The organism is Curtobacterium sp. PhB170 (assembly GCF_003752345.1).
Taxonomy (GTDB): Bacteria; Actinomycetota; Actinomycetes; order Actinomycetales; family Microbacteriaceae; genus Curtobacterium.
Genome location: NZ_RJUM01000011.1, coordinates 479,966 through 497,229 on the forward strand (window position 1 = coordinate 479,966; position 17,264 = coordinate 497,229).

General features: G+C 70.6%; 18 protein-coding genes. 2 read left to right on the forward strand and 16 right to left on the reverse strand.

From position 1 onward, the window contains the following. Positions 1-163 precede the first annotated feature (163 nt). Positions 164-2,002 (forward strand): hypothetical protein, encoded by a 1,839-nt coding sequence (locus tag EDF40_RS12995; protein ID WP_123339822.1) that lies wholly within the window; start codon positions 164-166, stop codon positions 2,000-2,002. 91 nt (positions 2,003-2,093) lie between these two features. Here the strand turns inward: EDF40_RS12995 and EDF40_RS13000 are convergent, their stop codons facing one another. The 10 genes from EDF40_RS13000 to EDF40_RS13045 form a co-directional block, all read right to left on the reverse strand. Continuing rightward, positions 2,094-2,828: an alpha/beta hydrolase gene (locus tag EDF40_RS13000; protein ID WP_123339823.1), complete on the reverse strand. Its 735-nt coding sequence runs from the start codon at positions 2,826-2,828 to the stop codon at positions 2,094-2,096. Next, positions 2,825-3,127 carry a hypothetical protein gene (locus tag EDF40_RS13005; RefSeq protein ID WP_235035894.1) on the reverse strand — a complete coding sequence of 101 codons (303 nt, stop codon included), beginning with the start codon at positions 3,125-3,127 and terminating at the stop codon, positions 2,825-2,827. The genes EDF40_RS13000 and EDF40_RS13005 overlap by 4 nt, the downstream gene beginning before the upstream one ends. Positions 3,128-3,139: 12 nt before the next feature. After that, the gene (locus tag EDF40_RS19540; protein ID WP_260212886.1) at positions 3,140-4,138 is read right to left on the reverse strand and encodes a lytic transglycosylase domain-containing protein; all 999 of its coding nucleotides are present in this window, start codon (positions 4,136-4,138) and stop codon (positions 3,140-3,142) included. Between the two features lie 60 nt (positions 4,139-4,198). Continuing rightward, positions 4,199-4,747: a DivIVA domain-containing protein gene (locus tag EDF40_RS13015; protein WP_123339824.1), complete on the reverse strand. Its 549-nt coding sequence runs from the start codon at positions 4,745-4,747 to the stop codon at positions 4,199-4,201. Between the two features lie 80 nt (positions 4,748-4,827). Then, the gene (locus EDF40_RS13020; RefSeq protein WP_123339920.1) at positions 4,828-5,772 is read right to left on the reverse strand and encodes a phosphatidate cytidylyltransferase; all 945 of its coding nucleotides are present in this window, start codon (positions 5,770-5,772) and stop codon (positions 4,828-4,830) included. A 65-nt stretch (positions 5,773-5,837) separates the two neighbouring features. After that, positions 5,838-6,392 carry a ribosome recycling factor gene (frr, locus tag EDF40_RS13025; RefSeq protein WP_111086089.1) on the reverse strand — a complete coding sequence of 185 codons (555 nt, stop codon included), beginning with the start codon at positions 6,390-6,392 and terminating at the stop codon, positions 5,838-5,840. Positions 6,393-6,439: 47 nt separating this feature from the next. After that, on the reverse strand, positions 6,440-7,159 hold the full coding sequence (gene pyrH / locus EDF40_RS13030; protein ID WP_123339825.1) for a UMP kinase: 720 nt from the start codon (positions 7,157-7,159) through the stop codon (positions 6,440-6,442). 126 nt (positions 7,160-7,285) lie between these two features. Beyond that, positions 7,286-8,113, reverse strand: a complete 828-nt coding sequence (gene tsf / locus EDF40_RS13035; RefSeq protein WP_111086087.1) for a translation elongation factor Ts — start codon at positions 8,111-8,113, stop codon at positions 7,286-7,288. Between the two features lie 82 nt (positions 8,114-8,195). Continuing rightward, positions 8,196-9,122, reverse strand: a complete 927-nt coding sequence (gene rpsB / locus EDF40_RS13040) for a 30S ribosomal protein S2 (protein WP_111086086.1) — start codon at positions 9,120-9,122, stop codon at positions 8,196-8,198. 312 nt (positions 9,123-9,434) lie between these two features. Next, positions 9,435-10,877 (reverse strand): sugar porter family MFS transporter, encoded by a 1,443-nt coding sequence (locus EDF40_RS13045; RefSeq protein WP_111086085.1) that lies wholly within the window; start codon positions 10,875-10,877, stop codon positions 9,435-9,437. Between the two features lie 331 nt (positions 10,878-11,208). On the opposite strand from EDF40_RS13045, the gene EDF40_RS19250 reads away from it, so the two are divergent. Further along, positions 11,209-11,790, forward strand: a complete 582-nt coding sequence (locus tag EDF40_RS19250; protein ID WP_185003036.1) for a murein hydrolase activator EnvC — start codon at positions 11,209-11,211, stop codon at positions 11,788-11,790. A 240-nt stretch (positions 11,791-12,030) separates the two neighbouring features. Here the strand turns inward: EDF40_RS19250 and EDF40_RS13060 are convergent, their stop codons facing one another. The 6 genes from EDF40_RS13060 to EDF40_RS13085 all read right to left on the reverse strand — a co-directional run bounded on the left by EDF40_RS13060 (position 12,031) and on the right by EDF40_RS13085 (position 17,079). Continuing rightward, positions 12,031-12,969 (reverse strand): tyrosine recombinase XerC, encoded by a 939-nt coding sequence (locus EDF40_RS13060; RefSeq protein ID WP_123339827.1) that lies wholly within the window; start codon positions 12,967-12,969, stop codon positions 12,031-12,033. 25 nt (positions 12,970-12,994) lie between these two features. Further along, entirely contained in the window at positions 12,995-14,242 is a 1,248-nt protein-coding gene (dprA, locus tag EDF40_RS13065) for a DNA-processing protein DprA (protein WP_123339828.1), read from the reverse strand. Then, positions 14,239-15,762, reverse strand: coding sequence for a YifB family Mg chelatase-like AAA ATPase (locus tag EDF40_RS13070; RefSeq protein ID WP_123339829.1), 1,524 nt, complete (start codon positions 15,760-15,762; stop codon positions 14,239-14,241). The genes dprA and EDF40_RS13070 overlap by 4 nt, the downstream gene beginning before the upstream one ends. Beyond that, positions 15,759-16,148 carry a YraN family protein gene (locus tag EDF40_RS13075; RefSeq protein ID WP_123294793.1) on the reverse strand — a complete coding sequence of 130 codons (390 nt, stop codon included), beginning with the start codon at positions 16,146-16,148 and terminating at the stop codon, positions 15,759-15,761. Before EDF40_RS13075 ends, EDF40_RS13070 begins: the two co-directional genes overlap by 4 nt. Before the next feature lie 153 nt (positions 16,149-16,301). Then, the gene (locus EDF40_RS13080; protein ID WP_123339830.1) at positions 16,302-16,649 is read right to left on the reverse strand and encodes an Lsr2 family protein; all 348 of its coding nucleotides are present in this window, start codon (positions 16,647-16,649) and stop codon (positions 16,302-16,304) included. 106 nt (positions 16,650-16,755) lie between these two features. After that, a complete protein-coding gene (locus tag EDF40_RS13085; RefSeq protein WP_111086072.1) occupies positions 16,756-17,079 on the reverse strand; it encodes a DUF2469 family protein in 324 nt (107 codons plus the stop codon). Between the last annotated feature and the right edge of the window lie 185 nt (positions 17,080-17,264).

Sequence of the window (17,264 nt, forward strand, 5' to 3'; positions counted from 1 at the left end):
GGGGTGGGGATGTCGGCGCGCGAATCAGCGACTCAGGATAGCGAGCATGGCTGAACAGCGCATCCATCCGCGCTGACGCCGGTCTCAGACGACCCCGTCGGGCCACCACTACACTCGACCGCGGGCCGGATCGGGCCCTCCGCCGAGCACCTGGGAGCGACACGTGGCGAACGACGAGGCCGAGTTCGGGACCGAGCTGCGCGGGTACCGCCGCGATGACGTCGACCGTTCGCTGAACGACCTGCGCCGCGAGCTCATCAAGTCGAACACCGACCGTGCCGACGCCGCGAAGGAGATCCGTCTCCTGCAGTCCCGCGTGTCCGAGCTCCAGGGCGAGCTCGACGAGGCCGGCACCCCCACCTACAGCGGCCTGGGTACGCGACTCGAGTCCACCCTGCGCGTGGCGGAGGAGCAGTCCACCCGCCTCATCAGCCAGGCGGACATCGACGCACAGCGCCTGCGGGCGTCGAGCCGGGCCGAGGCCGACCGCACCGTGCGCGAGGCACAGGAAGAAGCCCGCGACACCCTCGAGGACGCCCGCACCCGCTCCACCAACGAACTCACCCGTGCTCGTGCCGAGGCCGCCGACACCGTCGAGCGTGCCCGTGCCGAAGCCGGCCTGCTGACCCAGGACGCCCGCAACGAGGCCGCGGCCATCCGGGGTGCCGCGGTGACCGAGGCCGCCGAGGTCCGCTCCGTCGCCATCCGCGAGACGAACGCCCTGCGCGCACAGGTCGAGCACGAGGTCGCCGAGCTGCGCGAGATCGCCCAGCGCGAGTCGGCCGACTCCCGCACCGCAGCAGCCGACCTCGACCGCGAAACCGAGCACCGCCGCTCGGTGTTCGAGGCCGACCACGCCCGCCGGGTCGAGGACCTCGACCACGAGGAGTCCACCCGCCGTCAGGCACTCGAGCGCGAGGTCGCCGAGGGGCGTGCTGCGTGGCACCGGGAGCGCGACGAGCAGCAGCAGGCGCACGCCCTGGCGATCGAGACCGGCCGCGCCGAGCTGCAGGCCGAGGTCGACCGACGCCGCGCCGAGATCGACGGCGAGTTCGCCGACCGCCGCCGTGTCGTGGACGAGGAACTCGCCGCTGCCCGTGCCGAGTGGGACCGGGAGCTCGCCTCGGCGCGCACCGCCCTGGCACAGGAAGCCGAGGCGTTGCGTGCGCAGCTGCGCGTCGACGAGGAACAGACGCGCGTCGAGAACGAGCGGCTCGTGCAGGAGACCGCCGACCGCATCGCACGCGAGCTCGAGGAGCACGACACCCGCATCGAGCGGGAGCGCGCCGAGGCCGATGCCGCCGCCGAACGCGCGGACCGCGAGCACGAGAACACCCTGGCTGCCCGCCGCGAACGCGAGCACGCCGAGGTCGACACCGAGATCGCCGACCGCCGATCCGCCGAGCTCGACACGCTCGAGTCCGAGCGCACCGCCCTCCGTCAGGAGATCGACACGGCCCGCGCCGACCTGGCCAAGGAACGTGACGAGGCCCGAGCCGAGGTCGCCCGCGAGCGCGACGAGGCCCGCACGACGCTCGAGTCCGAGCTCGCCTCACGCCGGGACGACGCCGAGCAGGACTACCTGCAGAAGCACCACGAGACCGTCACCGAGACGCAGAAGTACCTCGACGAGGCGAACCTGCAGCTCGCCGAGGCCACGCGCCGTGCCACCGAGGCCCGTGAGCGCGCCGAACGGCTCCAGCAGGAAGCCGACGACCTCGAGCGCACCAGCACCGCCGACGCGCAGGAGCACGCCCGCACCATCGTCGCGGACGCCCAGGACCGCGTGCACCGCATGGTCTCCGATGCCGAGGAGCGCACGGCTGCCATCACCGCCGAGGCCGAGGACCGGCTGTCGGCGATCCGCACCGAGCGCGAGGCCGTTGCGGGCTACCTGGAGAACCTGCGCGGCGTGCTCACGCACGCGACCGGCCTGCTGGGGACCGCACCCGGCACCGCTCCCGGAGCAGGCGACGACGCAGTGGACCCGACCGAACGCTGACGCGAGCCGACCAGGAGGCGCGGGTCGCGCCTCCCGGTCGGCCCACCGCACCGAGGTGGGCACGCACCGTGCGTCGGACCGGCGAGTGCCGTCAGACCGGCCAGTGCGTCGGCAGCGGCGCGCTGCCCGGCACGACGAGGTCGGCGACGGCGTCGAGGACGATCCGGACGTACCGCTCCCCCACCCACAGGTGCTTCGCTCCCTCGATCGGGACGACCCGGACGTTCGGGGCGACGGCGAACCGGGCGATCGCTTCGTCGGGCTGCAGGAAGTCGTCGTGCTCGGGCACCAGGGCCACCACCGGGACGTCCACGGCTGCCCAGCGCGCGAGCTCGTCCTCCGTGGTGCGGTGCAGCGGCGGCGAGAGCAGGACCACGCCCGCCACGGTGCCGGCCTCGACGTGTTCCAGCGCGTGCTTGAGGATCACCTCGGTACCGAAGGACCATCCGACCAACCACGGCGTCGGCAGACCACGGTCGACCACCTCGGCGACGGCGGCGCGCAGGTCGAAGCCCTCGGAGACGCCCTCGCCGAACACACCCTCGGACGTGCCGCGTGGTGACGTCACCGACCGGAAGTTGAAGCGCAGGACCGCGATGTCCGCCAGGGCCGGCAGACGCGCGGCGGCCTTCTTGAGCACGTGCGAGTCCATGAAGCCGTGCGCGGTCGGCAGCGGGTGCAGCGTCACGACGGTTCCCCGTGCCGGGCGCGCCTCCGGTTCGGCGAGCTCCCCGACCAGGGTGAGGTGGTCGTCGGTGACGAGCTCGACGTCGGTGCGGCGAGCGGGCAGCTGCGTGGCGGATCGGATCTCGCCGTCGTCGGTCATGCGATGCTCCAGCAGTGGTTGTGCCAGTGTCGGCGTGATGCCAGGTCAGCAGCGTCGCCGAGGACCCCGTCGGAACGCCAGACCACCACGTGTGCGGTGCCGGGCAGGACCGTACCGCCGCACCCGGGGCAGACGTACTCCTTCTGCGCCGACGCCGCGGAGACGGGCTGGACGAGGTACTCCCGCCCGCGACGCACCTCGGTGCGCTTCCACGAGCTCATCAGCCGATCGAGGCCGGTGTCCTCGTCAGGCTCGACGTCGCGACCACGGGGACGCCGCGGCCGGTTGCTGCGCGGCACCCCAACTGCCGATCAGTACCAGTTGTTCGCCTGGCTGTGGCCCCAGGCGCCGCAGGGCGTGCCGTAGACACCGGCGATGTAGTTGAGACCCCACGTGATCTGCGTCGCGGGGTTCGTCTGCCAGTCGGCACCGGCGGTCGCCATCTTGCTGCCCGGGAGCGCCTGCGGGATGCCGTACGCACCGCTGGGGTTGTAGGCGTTCACCCGCCAGCCGGACTCCTTGTTCCACAGCGAGACGAGGCAGTTGTACTGGTCGGTGCCCCAGCCCCGGGCCGTGACGAGCTGCAGGGCGATGGCCTGTGCGCTGCCCGCGTCGGGGGTCGCGGCCACGGCGGCCAGCGTGTTCGCGGCAGAGACGCTGTCGGTCTCGGCCGCGGAGGCGTCGGTCGTCTCGTCGGTGGTGGCGTCGTCGGCTTCTTCCTCGACGACGGGCTTGACGACCTTGGGCGCTGGCACGGTCACGCCGTAGCCGTCACGGTCGGCAGCGGCGTCGCCGTAGGTGCCGTGCGCGGTGTACTGCTGTGGGGCCTGCGGTGTCTTCACGAGCACCGGGGTGTCGACCGCGGCCTGCGCGACGTCGGCCTGGAGCGGATTGAAGAGCGACGCCCCGACGAAGAGGAAGACCCCGACGAACGAGAACGCCGGGACCGAGGAACGCTTCCGTGCGAAGGCGTTGACCGCGGCGGCTGCGCCACGGGTCGGCTGCTGCGCCGTCGCGGTGCGCTGGATAGCCGTCGCGTTCTGCTGCTTCGCGGCGCGCGGGTCGACCCGGGCCGCGGGGGCCTCGTGCGCGAACGCGGCGATGCGTTCGTCGGACACGCGGTTCGCTGCGACGGACTTCGGCGTCGCGACCGGACCGGTCTCCGGCAGGACCTGCGGGTTCGCCTGGAGCACCGAGGTGTCTGCCGTACGGGTTCGGTTCAGTGCCGCGCGGCGCTCACCCGAAGCCTGGAGGCTCAGGTGCTCGCGGAGATCGCGGTCGGAGCTGTGGTCTGCCGTGTGCCTGCCCATGAGTAGCACCAGGGTAACGGAACGATCACGGAAAGCGAAGCACCTGGGTGCAGCGCGTCGTCAGCGGACGGCGAGCATGACCTCGACGACGGCATCGAGCAGGGCGTCGACCTGGCCCTCGCGGTAGCCCCCGTGCTTCGGGCGGAACACGATGGACCGCACCTCGGTGAGGCTCAGCGGTTTGCCCTCGCGGAAGTAGCCGCCGAGGCGGGCCGCGAACGCGTCGACGTCCTTCGGGTGGTAGCCCGTACCGAGCACGCTGACCCGACTGAACCGCTGACCGTCCGGGCGCTCGAGGCGGGCCACGACGTCGGAGGCCTTCGTGCGGGCCTCGGCGTACCAGGCCTTCTGCCCGGCGTCGCCGATCTCCCGCTCACGCTCCCGGGCCGCGAAGGCGTCCTCGAGGCGCTCCAGCGCTGCGTCGACGTGCGAGGTGGAGTAGCCGCCCTTGCGCATCGAGAACGCGGTGGCGCGGATCTTCGCAGCCTCGATGCCGGGGGCGCTGTCGTCTGCGGAGTACGCACGACGGGCGTCCTCGAGGAAACGCTCGACTTCGTCGACGTCGTATCCGAGGGCGGAGCGAGCTGCGGTCGGGAAGGTGGTGGCCACGGCGTCATTCTGCCAGTCCCGACCCGTGGCACAACCTGGACGCGCTGAGGGCGGCGCTCAGGCTGGGCCGACGAGGTCGGTCAGTGGTTGACGATCAGGTACAGCACGTAGGCGACGGCGGCCGACGGCAGGATGCTGTCGATGCGGTCGAGCAGTCCGCCGTGCCCGGGCAGGAAGGACGAGATGTCCTTGATGCCGAGGTCGCGCTTGATCATCGACTCGGTGAGGTCGCCCAGGGTCGCCGACCCGGAGATCAGCACGCCGAGCACGACGCCGGTCCACCACGGCAGACCGAGCATGAGCCAGGCGACCAGGATGCCGACGATGATGCTCGCTGCGACCGATCCGGCGAAGCCCTCCCACGTCTTCTTCGGGCTGATCCGCGGCGCCATCGGGTGCTTGCCGAGGTTCAACCCGGTGGCGTAGGCACCGGTGTCGACAGCGACGACGACGAGGATGAAACCGATCACCCAGAGGTTGCCCTGCGACTGCGCGGAGAGCAGGACGACACAGGCGCCGAGCAACGAGATGTACGCCTGCACGAACAGGCCGTTCGTGACGTCGCGGAACACGTCGCCCGCCGATGGCTTCTGCCGCGAGACCGCGACCTCGACCAGACGCCAGAGGCTGATCAGGACGATGCCACCGAGCAGCGTGAACAGTGCCGCGACCTGCCCGAGCAGGAACGCCGCCGGCACGATCGCGATCGCGACGGCGACGCTCGGGATCCGCGGGACGTCACGGCCGGCGAAGCGCATGGCGCTCGTCAGCTCGTAGACGCCCACGCCGAGCAGGAACGCCGCCACGACCATGAACGACGGCGGCCAGATGAGGAGCGTGCCGAGCATGACCACGGCGAACGCGAGCGCGATGCCGATCGCCGCCGGCAGGTTGCGCCCGGTCCGCGCCGTCAGGGCCTCGTTGCGCGCACCGAAGTCGGCCTTGCGCTGCCGGAGCTGCGCCTCGAAGTCGGTGCGGGCCGCTCGGGCACGCGCATCGAAGTCCTGGCGGAGCCCCTTCTTCACGGGCCCGGTCTGGTCGGGTCCGTGCTCTGCTGTGGGGCGTTCACCGCCCTGGTCCGGGCGGCGCATCAGACCTCGAGGAGTTCGGCTTCCTTCTTCTTCAGCGACTCGTCGATCTGGTCGACGTGCTTCTTCGTCAGGGCCTCGAGGTCCTTGTCGCCGCGCGAGATCTCGTCGTCCGAGATCTCACCCTTGAGTGCGTCGAGGTCGTCCTTGGCCTTGCGGCGGATGTTCCGGATGACGACCTTGTGGTCCTCACCCTTCGTCCGCACGAGCTTGACGAACTCCTTGCGGCGGTCCTTGGTGAGCTCCGGGATCGTCACGCGGACGATGTCACCGTCGTTCGTCGGGCTGGCGCCGAGGTTCGGGAAGGTCGCGATGGCGCGCTCGATCTCCTTGAGCGCCGTCTTGTCGTACGGCGTCACGATGAGCGTGCGGGCCTCGGGCGTCTGCAGCGACGCGAGCTGCGCGAGCGGCGTCGGCGTGCCGTAGTACTCGACCGGGATCTTCTGGAAGAGCGCCGCGTTGATGCGGCCGGTGCGGACGGTCGAGAAGTCGTCCTTGGCGACCTCGACAGCCTTCGCCATCTTCTCGGTGGCTTCGGTCAGGACATCACTGATCACGGTGTTACTCCTTCGGTACTGGCGTCGAGTCTAGTCAGCGGTGCGGGTCAGTTGCTGACCACCGTGCCGATGCGCTCCCCACGGATGGCGGCCTGGACGTTGCCCTCGCCCTCCATCCCGAAGACGTGCATCGGCATGCCGTTGTCCATGCAGAGCGAGAACGCGGTGGCGTCGACGACCTTCAGGCCCTTCAGGAGCGCGTCCTGGTAGGTCACGTGGTGCAGCTTCTCGGCCGTGGCGTCCTTCTTCGGGTCCGCCGTGTACACGCCATCGACACCGTTCTTGGCGACGAGGACCTCGTCGGCCTTGATCTCGAGTGCTCGCTGCGCGGCCACCGTGTCGGTCGAGAAGTACGGCAGGCCGGCGCCGGCGCCGAAGATGACGACGCGGCCCTTCTCGAGGTGCCGCTCGGCGCGCCGCGGGATGTACGGTTCGGCGACCTGGGTCATCGCGATGGCCGACTGCACGCGCGTGGCGGCCCCGGCCTGCTCGAGGAAGTCCTGCAGCGCGAGCGCGTTCATCACGGTGCCGAGCATGCCCATGTAGTCGGCGCGGCCGCGGTCCATCCCGCGCTGCGAGAGCTCGGCGCCGCGGAAGAAGTTGCCCCCGCCGACGACGATCGCGATCTCGACCTCGCGCGCGGCGACAGCGATCTCCTTGGCGATGGCCCCGATCACGTCAGGGTTCACGCCGAGCGATCCGGCCCCGAAGGCCTCTCCCGACAGCTTCAGCAGTACGCGGCGTCGTCCGGTCTTCTCGTCGGTCATCTGATCGCACCCTTCGTCGTGGTCTCGTGGAAATGTACTCGCGGATGTGTCGCGTGTGTGTCGCGCCCGGAGGCGCGAAAAACGGGGCCAGGAACCTGGTTGGTTCCTGACCCCGTCACGGGTTCGTTACGCGCCGACCTTGACGCGGGCGAAGCCCTGGATCGTGATGCCGGCGTTCTCGGCGGCCTTCGCGACGGAGATCTTGTTGTCCTTCGCGTAGTCCTGGTCGAGGAGCGACACCTGCTTGATGTAGGCGTTCACCCGACCCTCGACGATCTTGGGGAGCGCAGCCTCGGGCTTGCCCTCCTCGCGCGTGATCGCCTCGACGGTGGCACGCTCCTTGGCGATCTCGTCGGCCGGGACCTCGTCGCGGGTCAGGTACGTCGGGTTCGCGAACGCGACGTGCTGGGCGATCGAGCGGGCCTCGGCAGCGTTGTCACCCTCGTACGCGATGACGACGGCGATCTGCGGCGGCAGGTCCTGGCTGGTCTTGTGCAGGTAGATCTCGAAGGCCGAACCCTCGACACGGCGGACCGTGCGGACCTCGAGCTTCTCGCCCAGTGCGGCGGCCGACTCGTTGACGACCTCGAGGACGGTCTTGCCGTCGACGGGGGCGGCGTTCGCGGCGGCGACGTCAGCTGCACCGGCGGCCGCGACGGCCCCGAGCACCTTGTCGGCCAGCGTCGTGAACTTCTCGTTCTTCGCGACGAAGTCGGTCTCGCTCGCGAGCTCGACGACCGTGGCGGCGCCGTTCTCGGAGCTCGCGACGACGACGCCCTCGGAGGTGGCACGGTCGTCGCGCTTGGCGACGGCCTTCGCACCCTTGATGCGGAGCAGCTCGACGGCCTTGTCGTAGTCGCCGTCGGCCTCGACGAGCGCGTTCTTCGCGTCCATCATGCCGGCGCCGAGGTCCTCGCGGAGCTTCTTCACGTCAGCAGCGGTGAAGTTTGCCATTGACTGTCCTTTCTGGACGGTACGTGTGTGGAGAGTGGTGAAGCAGGCGCCGGACCCGATCGGATCCGGCGCCTGCGACAGGTCACTCGGCGGGGGTGGTCTCCGCGGCTGCCTCGGCCTCGGCCGTCGGCTCCGCGTTCTTCGCGTCGTCGGCGATCGGCTCGCCGATCTCCTTCGCGGCGACCTGCGCGTCAGCGTTGTTCTCCTCGACGGTCGCACCCTCGGGAGCGGCGTCGGCAGACGGCGTCGCGGCGTCGCCACCGAGGAGCTCCTGCTCCCACTCGGCGAGGGGCTCTGCGGCCTCTTCGTCGTCGCCACCGTTGTGGCGGGTCTTCAGGCCCTCAGCCGCGGCGTCGGCGACGATGCGGGTGAGGAGACCGACGGAGCGGATCGCGTCGTCGTTGCCCGGGATCGGGTACGTGATCTCGTCGGGGTCGCAGTTGGTGTCGAGGATGCCGATGATCGGGATACCGAGCTTCTGCGCCTCGTCGACGGCGAGGTGCTCCTTCTTGGTGTCGACGATCCAGAGCGCGCTCGGGGTCCGCGTGAGGTTGCGGATACCACCGAGGGTCTTGTGGAGCTTGTCCAGCTCGCGCTTCTTGATGAGGAGCTCCTTCTTGGTGAAGCCCTTCGTCGTGTCGTCGAAGTCGATCTCCTCGAGCTCCTTCATGCGCGCGAGGCGCTTGGAGACCGTCTGGAAGTTCGTGAGCAGACCGCCGAGCCAACGCTGGTTGACGTACGGCTGGCCGACGCGGGTCGCCTGCTCGGCGATGGAGCCCTGTGCCTGCTTCTTGGTGCCCACGAAGAGGATCGTGCCACCGTGCGCGACCGTCTCCTTGACGAAGTCGTACGCGCGGTCGATGAAGGCCAGCGACTGCTGCAGGTCGATGATGTGGATGCCCGAGCGCTCGGCGAGGATGAAGCGCTTCACCTTCGGGTTCCACCGACGGGTCTGGTGTCCGAAGTGGACGCCGCTGTCGAGCAGCTGGCGGATGGTGACGACGGCCATGTGCCGTCCTCCTTCTGTGTTCTCGGAGCGCAGCTGTGCTGTGCCCCTGTTGCGGTTGTGTCGAGCACGACCGGAGGTCGTGATCCCTGGTGTCCTGGCACGCGACCGCCCGCTCGTGAGAGCGGGACCGGTGGTCGGGTGCCGGGCCGGAGACGGCGAACCGTTGACGACCCTGTGGACACGCGAAGTCAGCGCGCATCAGCGCACTGCTGGAGAAATGCTAGCAGACAGGAGGCCCGGATCACGCGCGCCGACCGGCTGACGTGATCCGGGCCTCCTGCCCGGTGTTCTGGGTGTGTCAGGCGCGTCTGGTCACGCCTTCGCGTTCACGGTGTCGCCCTCGGCGGAGATGCCCATCTCCTCGAGCGAGCGGCCCTTGGTCTCGGGGATCTTCGCGATGACGAAGAAGAACGAGATGAGCGCGAACAGCGCGTAGATGCCGTACGTGACCGTCAAGTTGAAGCCGGACAGCACCGGGAAGGTGATCGTGACGATGAAGTTCGCGACCCAGTTGGCGGCCGAGCCGATGCCGAGCGCCGTGGCGCGGATGCGGTTCGGGAACATCTCGCCGAGCAGCACCCACATGAGCGGACCCCACGTCGCGCCGAACGACACGACGAACAGGTTCGCGAAGATGAGGGCGATGACGCCCCACGAGCCGGGCAGGCTCGGGTTGCCGTCCACGATCGTCGACTGCGAGAACGCGATCGCGACCATCGCCAGCGACACGAACATGCCGGCGGAACCGGTGACGAGCAGCGGCTTCCGACCGACCTTGTCGACCAGGAAGATCGCGATGAAGGTCACGGCGACGTTGACCACCGACGTGATCGTGGAGATGAGGAACGAGTCGCTCTCCTTGAACCCGACCGCCTGCCACAGCGTCGTCGAGTAGTAGAAGATCACGTTGATCCCGACGAACTGCTGCAGCACGGCCAGGATGATGCCGACCCAGACGATTGGCTGCAGACCGAAGCGGTTGCCCCGGATGGAGCCCTTCTTCTCGTTGGCTTCCTTCTTGATGCCGTCCTGGATCTCCTCCAGGCTCGTGTTCACCGTGTCGCGCGGGACGATCTTCGTCATGACCGCGCGGGCGTCCTCCGTCCGCCCCTTGGCGAGCAGGTACCGCGGCGACTCCGGCAGCGTGATCGCCAGGATGCCGTAGACCACCGACGGGATCACGCCGACCAGGAACATCCAGCGCCAGGCCGGCAGGCCGAGGACGACCTCGGAGGCGCCACCGGCGGTGACGGCGAAGAACTGGTCGGACAGCAGCGCGGCGAAGATACCGAGCGTGATGGCGAGCTGCTGGAACGAGGCCAGGCGTCCGCGGATCGCCTTCGGCGACACCTCGGAGATGTACGCCGGCGCGATCACCGAGGCCGTACCGATGCCGAGGCCGCCGACGAGACGCCACAGGACGAAGTCCCACGTGGCGAACGCGAAGCCGGAGCCGATCGAGCTCACCAGGAACAGCACTGCGGCCCAGAACATCACCCGGGTGCGGCCCCAGCGGTCAGCGAGTCGACCGGCGAAGTAGGCGCCGAACGCACAGCCGATGAGGGCGGACGCGACGGCGAAACCGCTCGCCGCCTCGGACAGGCCGAACTCGCCCTTGATGGCCTCGACGGCGCCGTTGATGACCGACGAGTCGAAGCCGAAGAGGAAACCGCCCACCGCTGCTGCGATGGCGAACGCGGTGACCTTCCCCTTGAACGCACGGTCCTCGCCGTGCCCGGTGGCTGTGTTGGACACGATGCTCCTGGGTTCTGCCGGCCGTGCTGCTGTGGGCACGGTGCCCCGGCGGTCGGCTCGTTCGCCGTCCGTGCGGCGTTGCGTGGTCCGGAGCGGCCCCGACTGTACTCCTCGTGGTGGATGTGGTCATAACCGGGTGCGGGTGTCGGCGTGGGTCGGTCGGGTCGGGGTGTCGCCTCGACTCGGAACGACACCGTCGATGTCGTGCGACATCGAGGACGTCGCTCGTTGCGGTCGCATCGTCCCTCCACAGGCCGGGAGGCCCGCCCCACCCTCCACGGGCCGCCTCACCTCGGTCGTGTGGCGGGTCCGGGCCGGACAGGGTGGCGGCATGGTCCTGTTCCCCGGCTCCGGCACTCGGCTCCCCCCGGTCGTCGCGATGGTGGTGGTGATCGGGATGCTCGGCGCGGCCACCGCGTCGTTGCCCGCACCTGGGCCCGCGCCGGAGGACGTGCACGACCACCGGGATCGCACGGCGGCGACTCGTGCTGATGAGCCGTGGGTCTGGCCGACCGACACGCAGGTGGTCGAGCGCGGGTGGGAACCGCCGTCCGACGACTACGCCGCCGGTCACCGCGGAATCGACGTCCCGGCGCCGCTCGGCACGACTGCGGCGGCGGTCGACGACGGCACGGTGGCGTTCGCCGGACCGGTGGGCGGCAGGAGCGTCGTGACGGTCGACCACGGCGGCGGGCTCGTCAGCACCTTCGACTCAGTGCAGCCACTCGTCGCTGCTGGGGACGACGTGCGACAGGGTGATCCGGTCGGCCGGGTGTCCGTGGGGCACTGCCCGGCCTCGGCACCGTGTCTGCACCTCGGCGCGCGGGTCGACGGCCGCTACGTGGACCCGACGTCGTACCTTCCCGCGGCCGAGTGGCCCGTCCTGTTGCCGGAGTCCGCTTGGCCGGGGTGAGCGACGGCGACGAGCGGTGGGCGACGGGCGACGGGCAACTTCGACGTGCGACGTGCGACGTGCGACGTGCGACGTGCGACGTGCGACGTGCGACGTGCGGCGTGCGACGTCACACGATCGCCCCGTTCCAACGTTCCGGCGCCGCGCAGCCGCACGAGTGCGCGGTGCCGGCCCGGCGGTCGCTCGGAGCCGGTCCGACGGTCGCTCGCGGGGCACGGCGGCGGTCCGGCGGTCGCGCCGTCAGGCGCGCGGGTGGGCCGTCCGGTAGACCTCGCGCAGCCGTGCCGAGGACACGTGCGTGTAGATCTGCGTCGTCCCGAGGCTCGCGTGCCCGAGCAGTTCCTGGACCGCCCGCAGGTCCGCTCCCCCGTCGAGCAGGTGCGTCGCCGCGGTGTGCCGGAAGGTGTGCGGTCCGCTCGGCCCTTCGCCGGGAAGGTCCCCGAGCAGCCGAGCCACCACGCGGTACGCACTCCGCACCCCGAGCCGGCCACCCTGGTCGCCGAGGAACAGTGCCGTGCTCGGTACGTCGGCCCGCGCCGCGAGGGTCGGACGTCCCCGTGACGTCCACGCCTCGAGTGCGTCACGGGCCGGGACGCCGAACGGCACGACCCGCTCCTTCCCGCCCTTCCCGAGCACGCGGACCGTGAGCCGCCCGCGATCGACATCGGCGACGTCGATGCCAACGAGCTCGCTCACCCGGATGGCCGCGGCGTACAGCAGCTCCACGAGCGCCAGGTCCCGCAGCGCACCGGGATCGTCGGTCGCTGCACGGGCCGCGAGGCCTTCGAGCAACCCACGGACCTGGTCGGCCGACACCACCCGCGGCAGGTGCGCGCCGCCCTTCGGCGCACGGAGCCGCACACCGGCGTCCGTCGCGGTCACCCCGGTCTCGCTCGCCCACCGGGTGAACGCCCGCACCGACGACGATCGGCGGGCGATCGTCGACCGTGCGAGCCCCCGCTGGTCGGCTTCCCACAACCAGTCACGGAGCAGTTCGAGGTCGACCCCGTCGATGCTGACGGCGCCGCGTCGCGCGGCGAACCCGACGAACTGGTCGAGGTCGTTCGCGTACGCGCGGAGCGTCTGTTCGCTGAGCCCCCTGGCGTGTCGAGCGTGCCCGAGGAACGAGTCGACCGCTGCCACGAGTCGCTCTTCCTGCTGCTCTGCTCGGTCCGCCACGTCGTCAGCGTACGGCTGGCCGACGTCATGCGCGGCCCCACCCGCCGCTGCTGTGCGCCACGAGCCCCTGCAACTGCGCGAGCGCAAGGGCGTCCGCCACCGCCGCTCCGGACAGCCCGGACCGTCGAGCGATCTCGGCCTCTGGCAGGGCACGACGGCCGAGCGCGTCGAGGACCCGGACGACCTCGGGATCGCGCTGGACCGACACGAGGGGTTCGTCCGCCGCCGCGGTCGCACCGGAAGCGGCCACGGGACGCATCGCGGCGACCGGGTCCCCCGGGTGCACGACGAGCTGCGCCCGGCCCTGTGCCACGAGTCGGTGACATCCGACCGACGCCGAGGACGCGAACGCTCCCGGCACGGCGAACACCGGGCGACCGAGCTGCCCGGCGTGGTGCGCGGTGTTGAGCGCACCCGACCGCGCCCCGGCCTCGACGACGACTGCGGCGTCGGCGAGGGCGGCGATCAACCGGTTCCGGGCCAGGAAACGCCACCGGGTCGGGCGGGTCCCCGGTGCCGACTCCGCCACCAGGGCGCCCTGCCGAGCGACGTTGTGGAGCAGCTGGAGGTTGCCGGCGGGGTAGAGCTGGTCGATCCCCCCGGCCAGGACCGCGATCGTCGGGGCCCCTGCGGCGATCGCCACCCGGTGTGCGACCGCGTCGATCCCGTAGGCGCCGCCGCTGACGATCGTGCAGCCGGCGTCCGCGGCGGCCGAGGTGATCTCGGCGGCTGCTTCGGCCCCGGCGATGGTGTTCGCCCGCGACCCGACCACGGCCAGGGCGGGTGCCCCGTCGCCGACACCCGCCGTGGCGCTGCGCGTCCAGAGCACGAGCGGTGCGTAGGGGCCGAGGTCGTCGATCGCCGTCGGCCACCCAGCGGACCCGGGCACGAGCAGTCGTGCCCCGACGGCTTCGGCCGAGGCGACGACGTCGGCCACGTCGGACCGGACCAAGCGCGGTCGCCACCGGTCGATGGCCGTGTGCAGGACGCCGGCGAACGCATCGGGGTCCTCCGCACCGGGCACGCCGGCCTCCACGCACCCGTCGAGCAGCTCGTCGAACGCACCGTCGGCTGCCAGCAGGACCGTGCCGAGGGCGCGCTCCGGCCCGAGGGCCGCCATGAGCTCACCGGCGACGGAGTCCCCCGGCTCCACGATCACGGACCACGCCACGCGGGCAGCGGTCTCGACCGGGTCCGACACTCCGTCGGCCCCGAGGACCCGTCGGATCGCGGCCAGCAGTTCGCTGGCGTGGCCGGGCCCCACGCCGCTCACAGCGCGCTCCGAAGGGCGAGGGCACCCCGGACGTGTGCTCTGCTCGGACGGTCGACCGCTTCGAGGTCTGCGAGGGTCCACGCGAGCCGCATCACCCGGTCCCACCCCCGCATGGTCAGGGTGCCGAGGTCGAGCGCCCGGTCGAGCTCGGTCGTCGAACCCGGTTCGATCCGACCGTCCGCCCGCAGCCAGGCTCCGGTGACCTCGGCGTTCTTCGTCCACCCGGTGTCCCGGAGGCGTTCGGCCATCCGAGCGCGGGCCTCGGCGACCCCGGCGCGGGCCTCGGCCGTCGTCGGCGTGCTCCCGTCGGCTCCACGCATCTTCCCGGTCGTCACCCGGGGCACGAGCACCCGGATGTCCATCCGGTCGAGCAGCGGTCCGGACATCCGCCCGAGGTAGCGCCGGACTGCACTCGGCGGACACTCACACGGTTGACCGTGCGCTCCGCCGGCGTTGCCGCACGGGCAGGGGTTGGCAGCGAGCACGACCTGGCACCGCGCCGGGAACTCCGCGGCGCCCGCAGCCCGGTGGATGGTGATCCGACCGGACTCGAGCGGCTGGCGGAGCGCGTCGAGCACCGCTCGGGGGAACTCCGGTGCTTCGTCGAGGAACAGGATGCCGCCGGTCGCCCGCGACACTGCTCCGGGTCGCAGCACACCTGAGCCGCCGCCGATCAGGGAGATCGCCGACGCCGAGTGGTGCGGGGCCTCCCACGGGGGCTTCGTGCTCCACGACGCCGGTCCGAGTCCGGCGACGGACCGGACGGCGGCGACCTCGAGCGCGGTCGCGTCGTCGAGGTCGGGCAGGAGTCCGGGCAGGCGCTCCGCGAGCATCGTCTTGCCGGCACCGGGTGGACCGAGCAGGAGCGCATGGTGCCCACCGGCCGCCGCGGCGACGAGGGCGCGCACCCCGATGGGGTTCCCGACGACGTCCGACAGTTCGGCCACCGGGCGTTGGACCGAGGGCGCCGGCACCGGCAGCACGGCGTCGACCTCGACCGGCGGTAGGAGCGCGCCGGCGTCGATCGCAGCCGCACGGAGTGAGTCGACCCCGGTGGTGCGCACGCCGTCGACCACGCGGGCCTCGGGTAGGTTGCCGATCGGCAGCACGACTCGGTCGGCCCCGGCGTCGCGGGCGGCGAGCAGCATCGGGATGACGCCGGCGACCGGTCGGACCCGACCGTCCAGACCGAGCTCCCCGATGTAGACGATCCGCTCACTGACGTCGGGTGCGAGTCCGGCGCCGGCGAGCACGGCCATCGCGATCGCCAGGTCGAACCCTGAACCCCGTTTCGGGATCGCCGCGGGCGTGAGGTTCACCGTGATCCGACGAGCCGGCAACGGACACCCGGCATTCGCAGCGGCGGCACGGACTCGCTCGCGCGCCTCGCCGAGCGAGGTGTCCGGCAGTCCGATGATGCTGAAGGCGGGCAGCTGACTGGTCAGGTGGGCCTCAACCTCGATCCGGCGCCCGGTCACGCCGAGCAGGGCAACGGCCGCAGCACGGCCGATGCCCGTCACAGCACACCCGCCACGTGTTGCACGGCCGTCCGGGGGCCGTCGACGTGAACCGCGACGACGTCGATGCGGATCGCGCGTGCCGACACCTCCGGATGGGCGTCGAACCACTCGGCCACGAGTCGTCGCATCCGCGTGAGCTTCGTCGCCGTGATCGCCTCGAACGGATGCCCCGTCGTCGTACCGGATCGCGTCTTCACCTCGATGAACGCGAGTGTGCAGGAATCCCACGCGACGATGTCGATCTCGCCCCGGGCACACCGCCAATTCCGCTCGAGGACCCGGAATCCCCGTTCGTGCAACCACGCCACGGCCTGGTCCTCGCCGAATCGCCCCAGGCGGCCGTTCCGGAGTGTTCGTCCGGGGCGATCGTGCAGCTTCTGTTCCATGTCATTGCCTCCACGGCAACGATCGCGGGAACGGACAGCGCGGATGGGCGCCGATGAAGACTCTGTGGAATGAGACGACGACGATCCCCCTTGGGGAGGAATGACGAAGGACCCGGGTGATCGCGATCACCCGGGTCCTTCGTCGACAGCGGCTCAGTGTGCGGCTGCGTACGCTTCCTGCACCTGGGTCGAGATCCGACCACGGGTCGAGACCTCGTAGCCGTTCTCCTTCGCCCACTCGCGGATCTTGCCGAGCTCTTCGGCGTTGCCACGCTTCGGGGCCGACTTCGGCGCCGTGCTGCCGGTGCGACGACCGGAGACCTTGCGCGCGGCGGCGATGTAGTCGGAGATCGCTTCGCGGAACTTGTCGACGTTGTCGTTCGTCAGGTCGATCTCGTACGACGAGCCGTCGAAACCGAATTCGACCGTGCGACCTTCACCGGTGGTGATGGGGGAATCGTCGAGGTCGTCGACGAGCTGGACGGTGACCTTCTGTGCCATGCGCGGCTCCTGTTCATTGGACGGGAAAATCCCGACCAGAATAGCGTGTGGAATTCCGGCACGTCACCAGTCACCGGCGATTCACCGAATGCACCGGAATTGACGATCACTCGTCGAGTGCGAGTTCCTTCGGCAGTTCGAGTTCTCGCGATGTCAGTTCTTCGACATTCACGTCCTTGAACGTGAGGACGCGGACGCCCTTGACGAACCGGTCGGAACGGTAGACGTCCCACACCCAGACGTCGTTCATCGTCAGTTCGAAGTAGAAATCGTGTTCGGTGTCCCGGCGCACGAGTTCGACCTCGTTCGCCAGGTAGAAACGCCGCTCGGTCTCGACCACGTAGCGGAACTGCGACACGACGTCGCGGTACTCGCGGTACAGGGCCAGCTCGACCTCGCGGTCGTAGTCGTCGAATTCGTCCTCATCCATTGCGCCCACAGTCTACGGCGGCAGTCGCACCAGTGCGCGACACCCCCTCAGCGATGTGCCTCAGCGCCGCGAACGTGAAGGTCGAACGACACCGAGGCCGGCTGCTCCCCAAGGAGCCCACCGAGGTTCCACAACACGCCGTGTGCGCTCCGCCGAGGTTCCGCGGCGGCACCGGGCATGCGCCG

What these genes read in the sequence shown, in the direction of transcription:
- pyrH (WP_123339825.1), bottom strand. Translation starts at nt 7,159, where the DNA reads ATGACCGACGAGAAGACCGGACGACGCCGCGTACTGCTGAAGCTGTCG.
- EDF40_RS19540 (WP_260212886.1), bottom strand. Translation starts at nt 4,138, where the DNA reads ATGGGCAGGCACACGGCAGACCACAGCTCCGACCGCGATCTCCGCGAG.
- EDF40_RS13085 (WP_111086072.1), bottom strand. Translation starts at nt 17,079, where the DNA reads ATGGATGAGGACGAATTCGACGACTACGACCGCGAGGTCGAGCTGGCC.
- rpsB (WP_111086086.1), bottom strand. Translation starts at nt 9,122, where the DNA reads ATGGCCGTCGTCACCATCCGCCAGCTGCTCGACAGCGGCGTCCACTTC.
- EDF40_RS13075 (WP_123294793.1), bottom strand. Translation starts at nt 16,148, where the DNA reads ATGGAACAGAAGCTGCACGATCGCCCCGGACGAACACTCCGGAACGGC.
- EDF40_RS13080 (WP_123339830.1), bottom strand. Translation starts at nt 16,649, where the DNA reads ATGGCACAGAAGGTCACCGTCCAGCTCGTCGACGACCTCGACGATTCC.
- tsf (WP_111086087.1), bottom strand. Translation starts at nt 8,113, where the DNA reads ATGGCAAACTTCACCGCTGCTGACGTGAAGAAGCTCCGCGAGGACCTC.
- EDF40_RS13000 (WP_123339823.1), bottom strand. Translation starts at nt 2,828, where the DNA reads ATGACCGACGACGGCGAGATCCGATCCGCCACGCAGCTGCCCGCTCGC.
- EDF40_RS19250 (WP_185003036.1), top strand. Translation starts at nt 11,209, where the DNA reads ATGGTCCTGTTCCCCGGCTCCGGCACTCGGCTCCCCCCGGTCGTCGCG.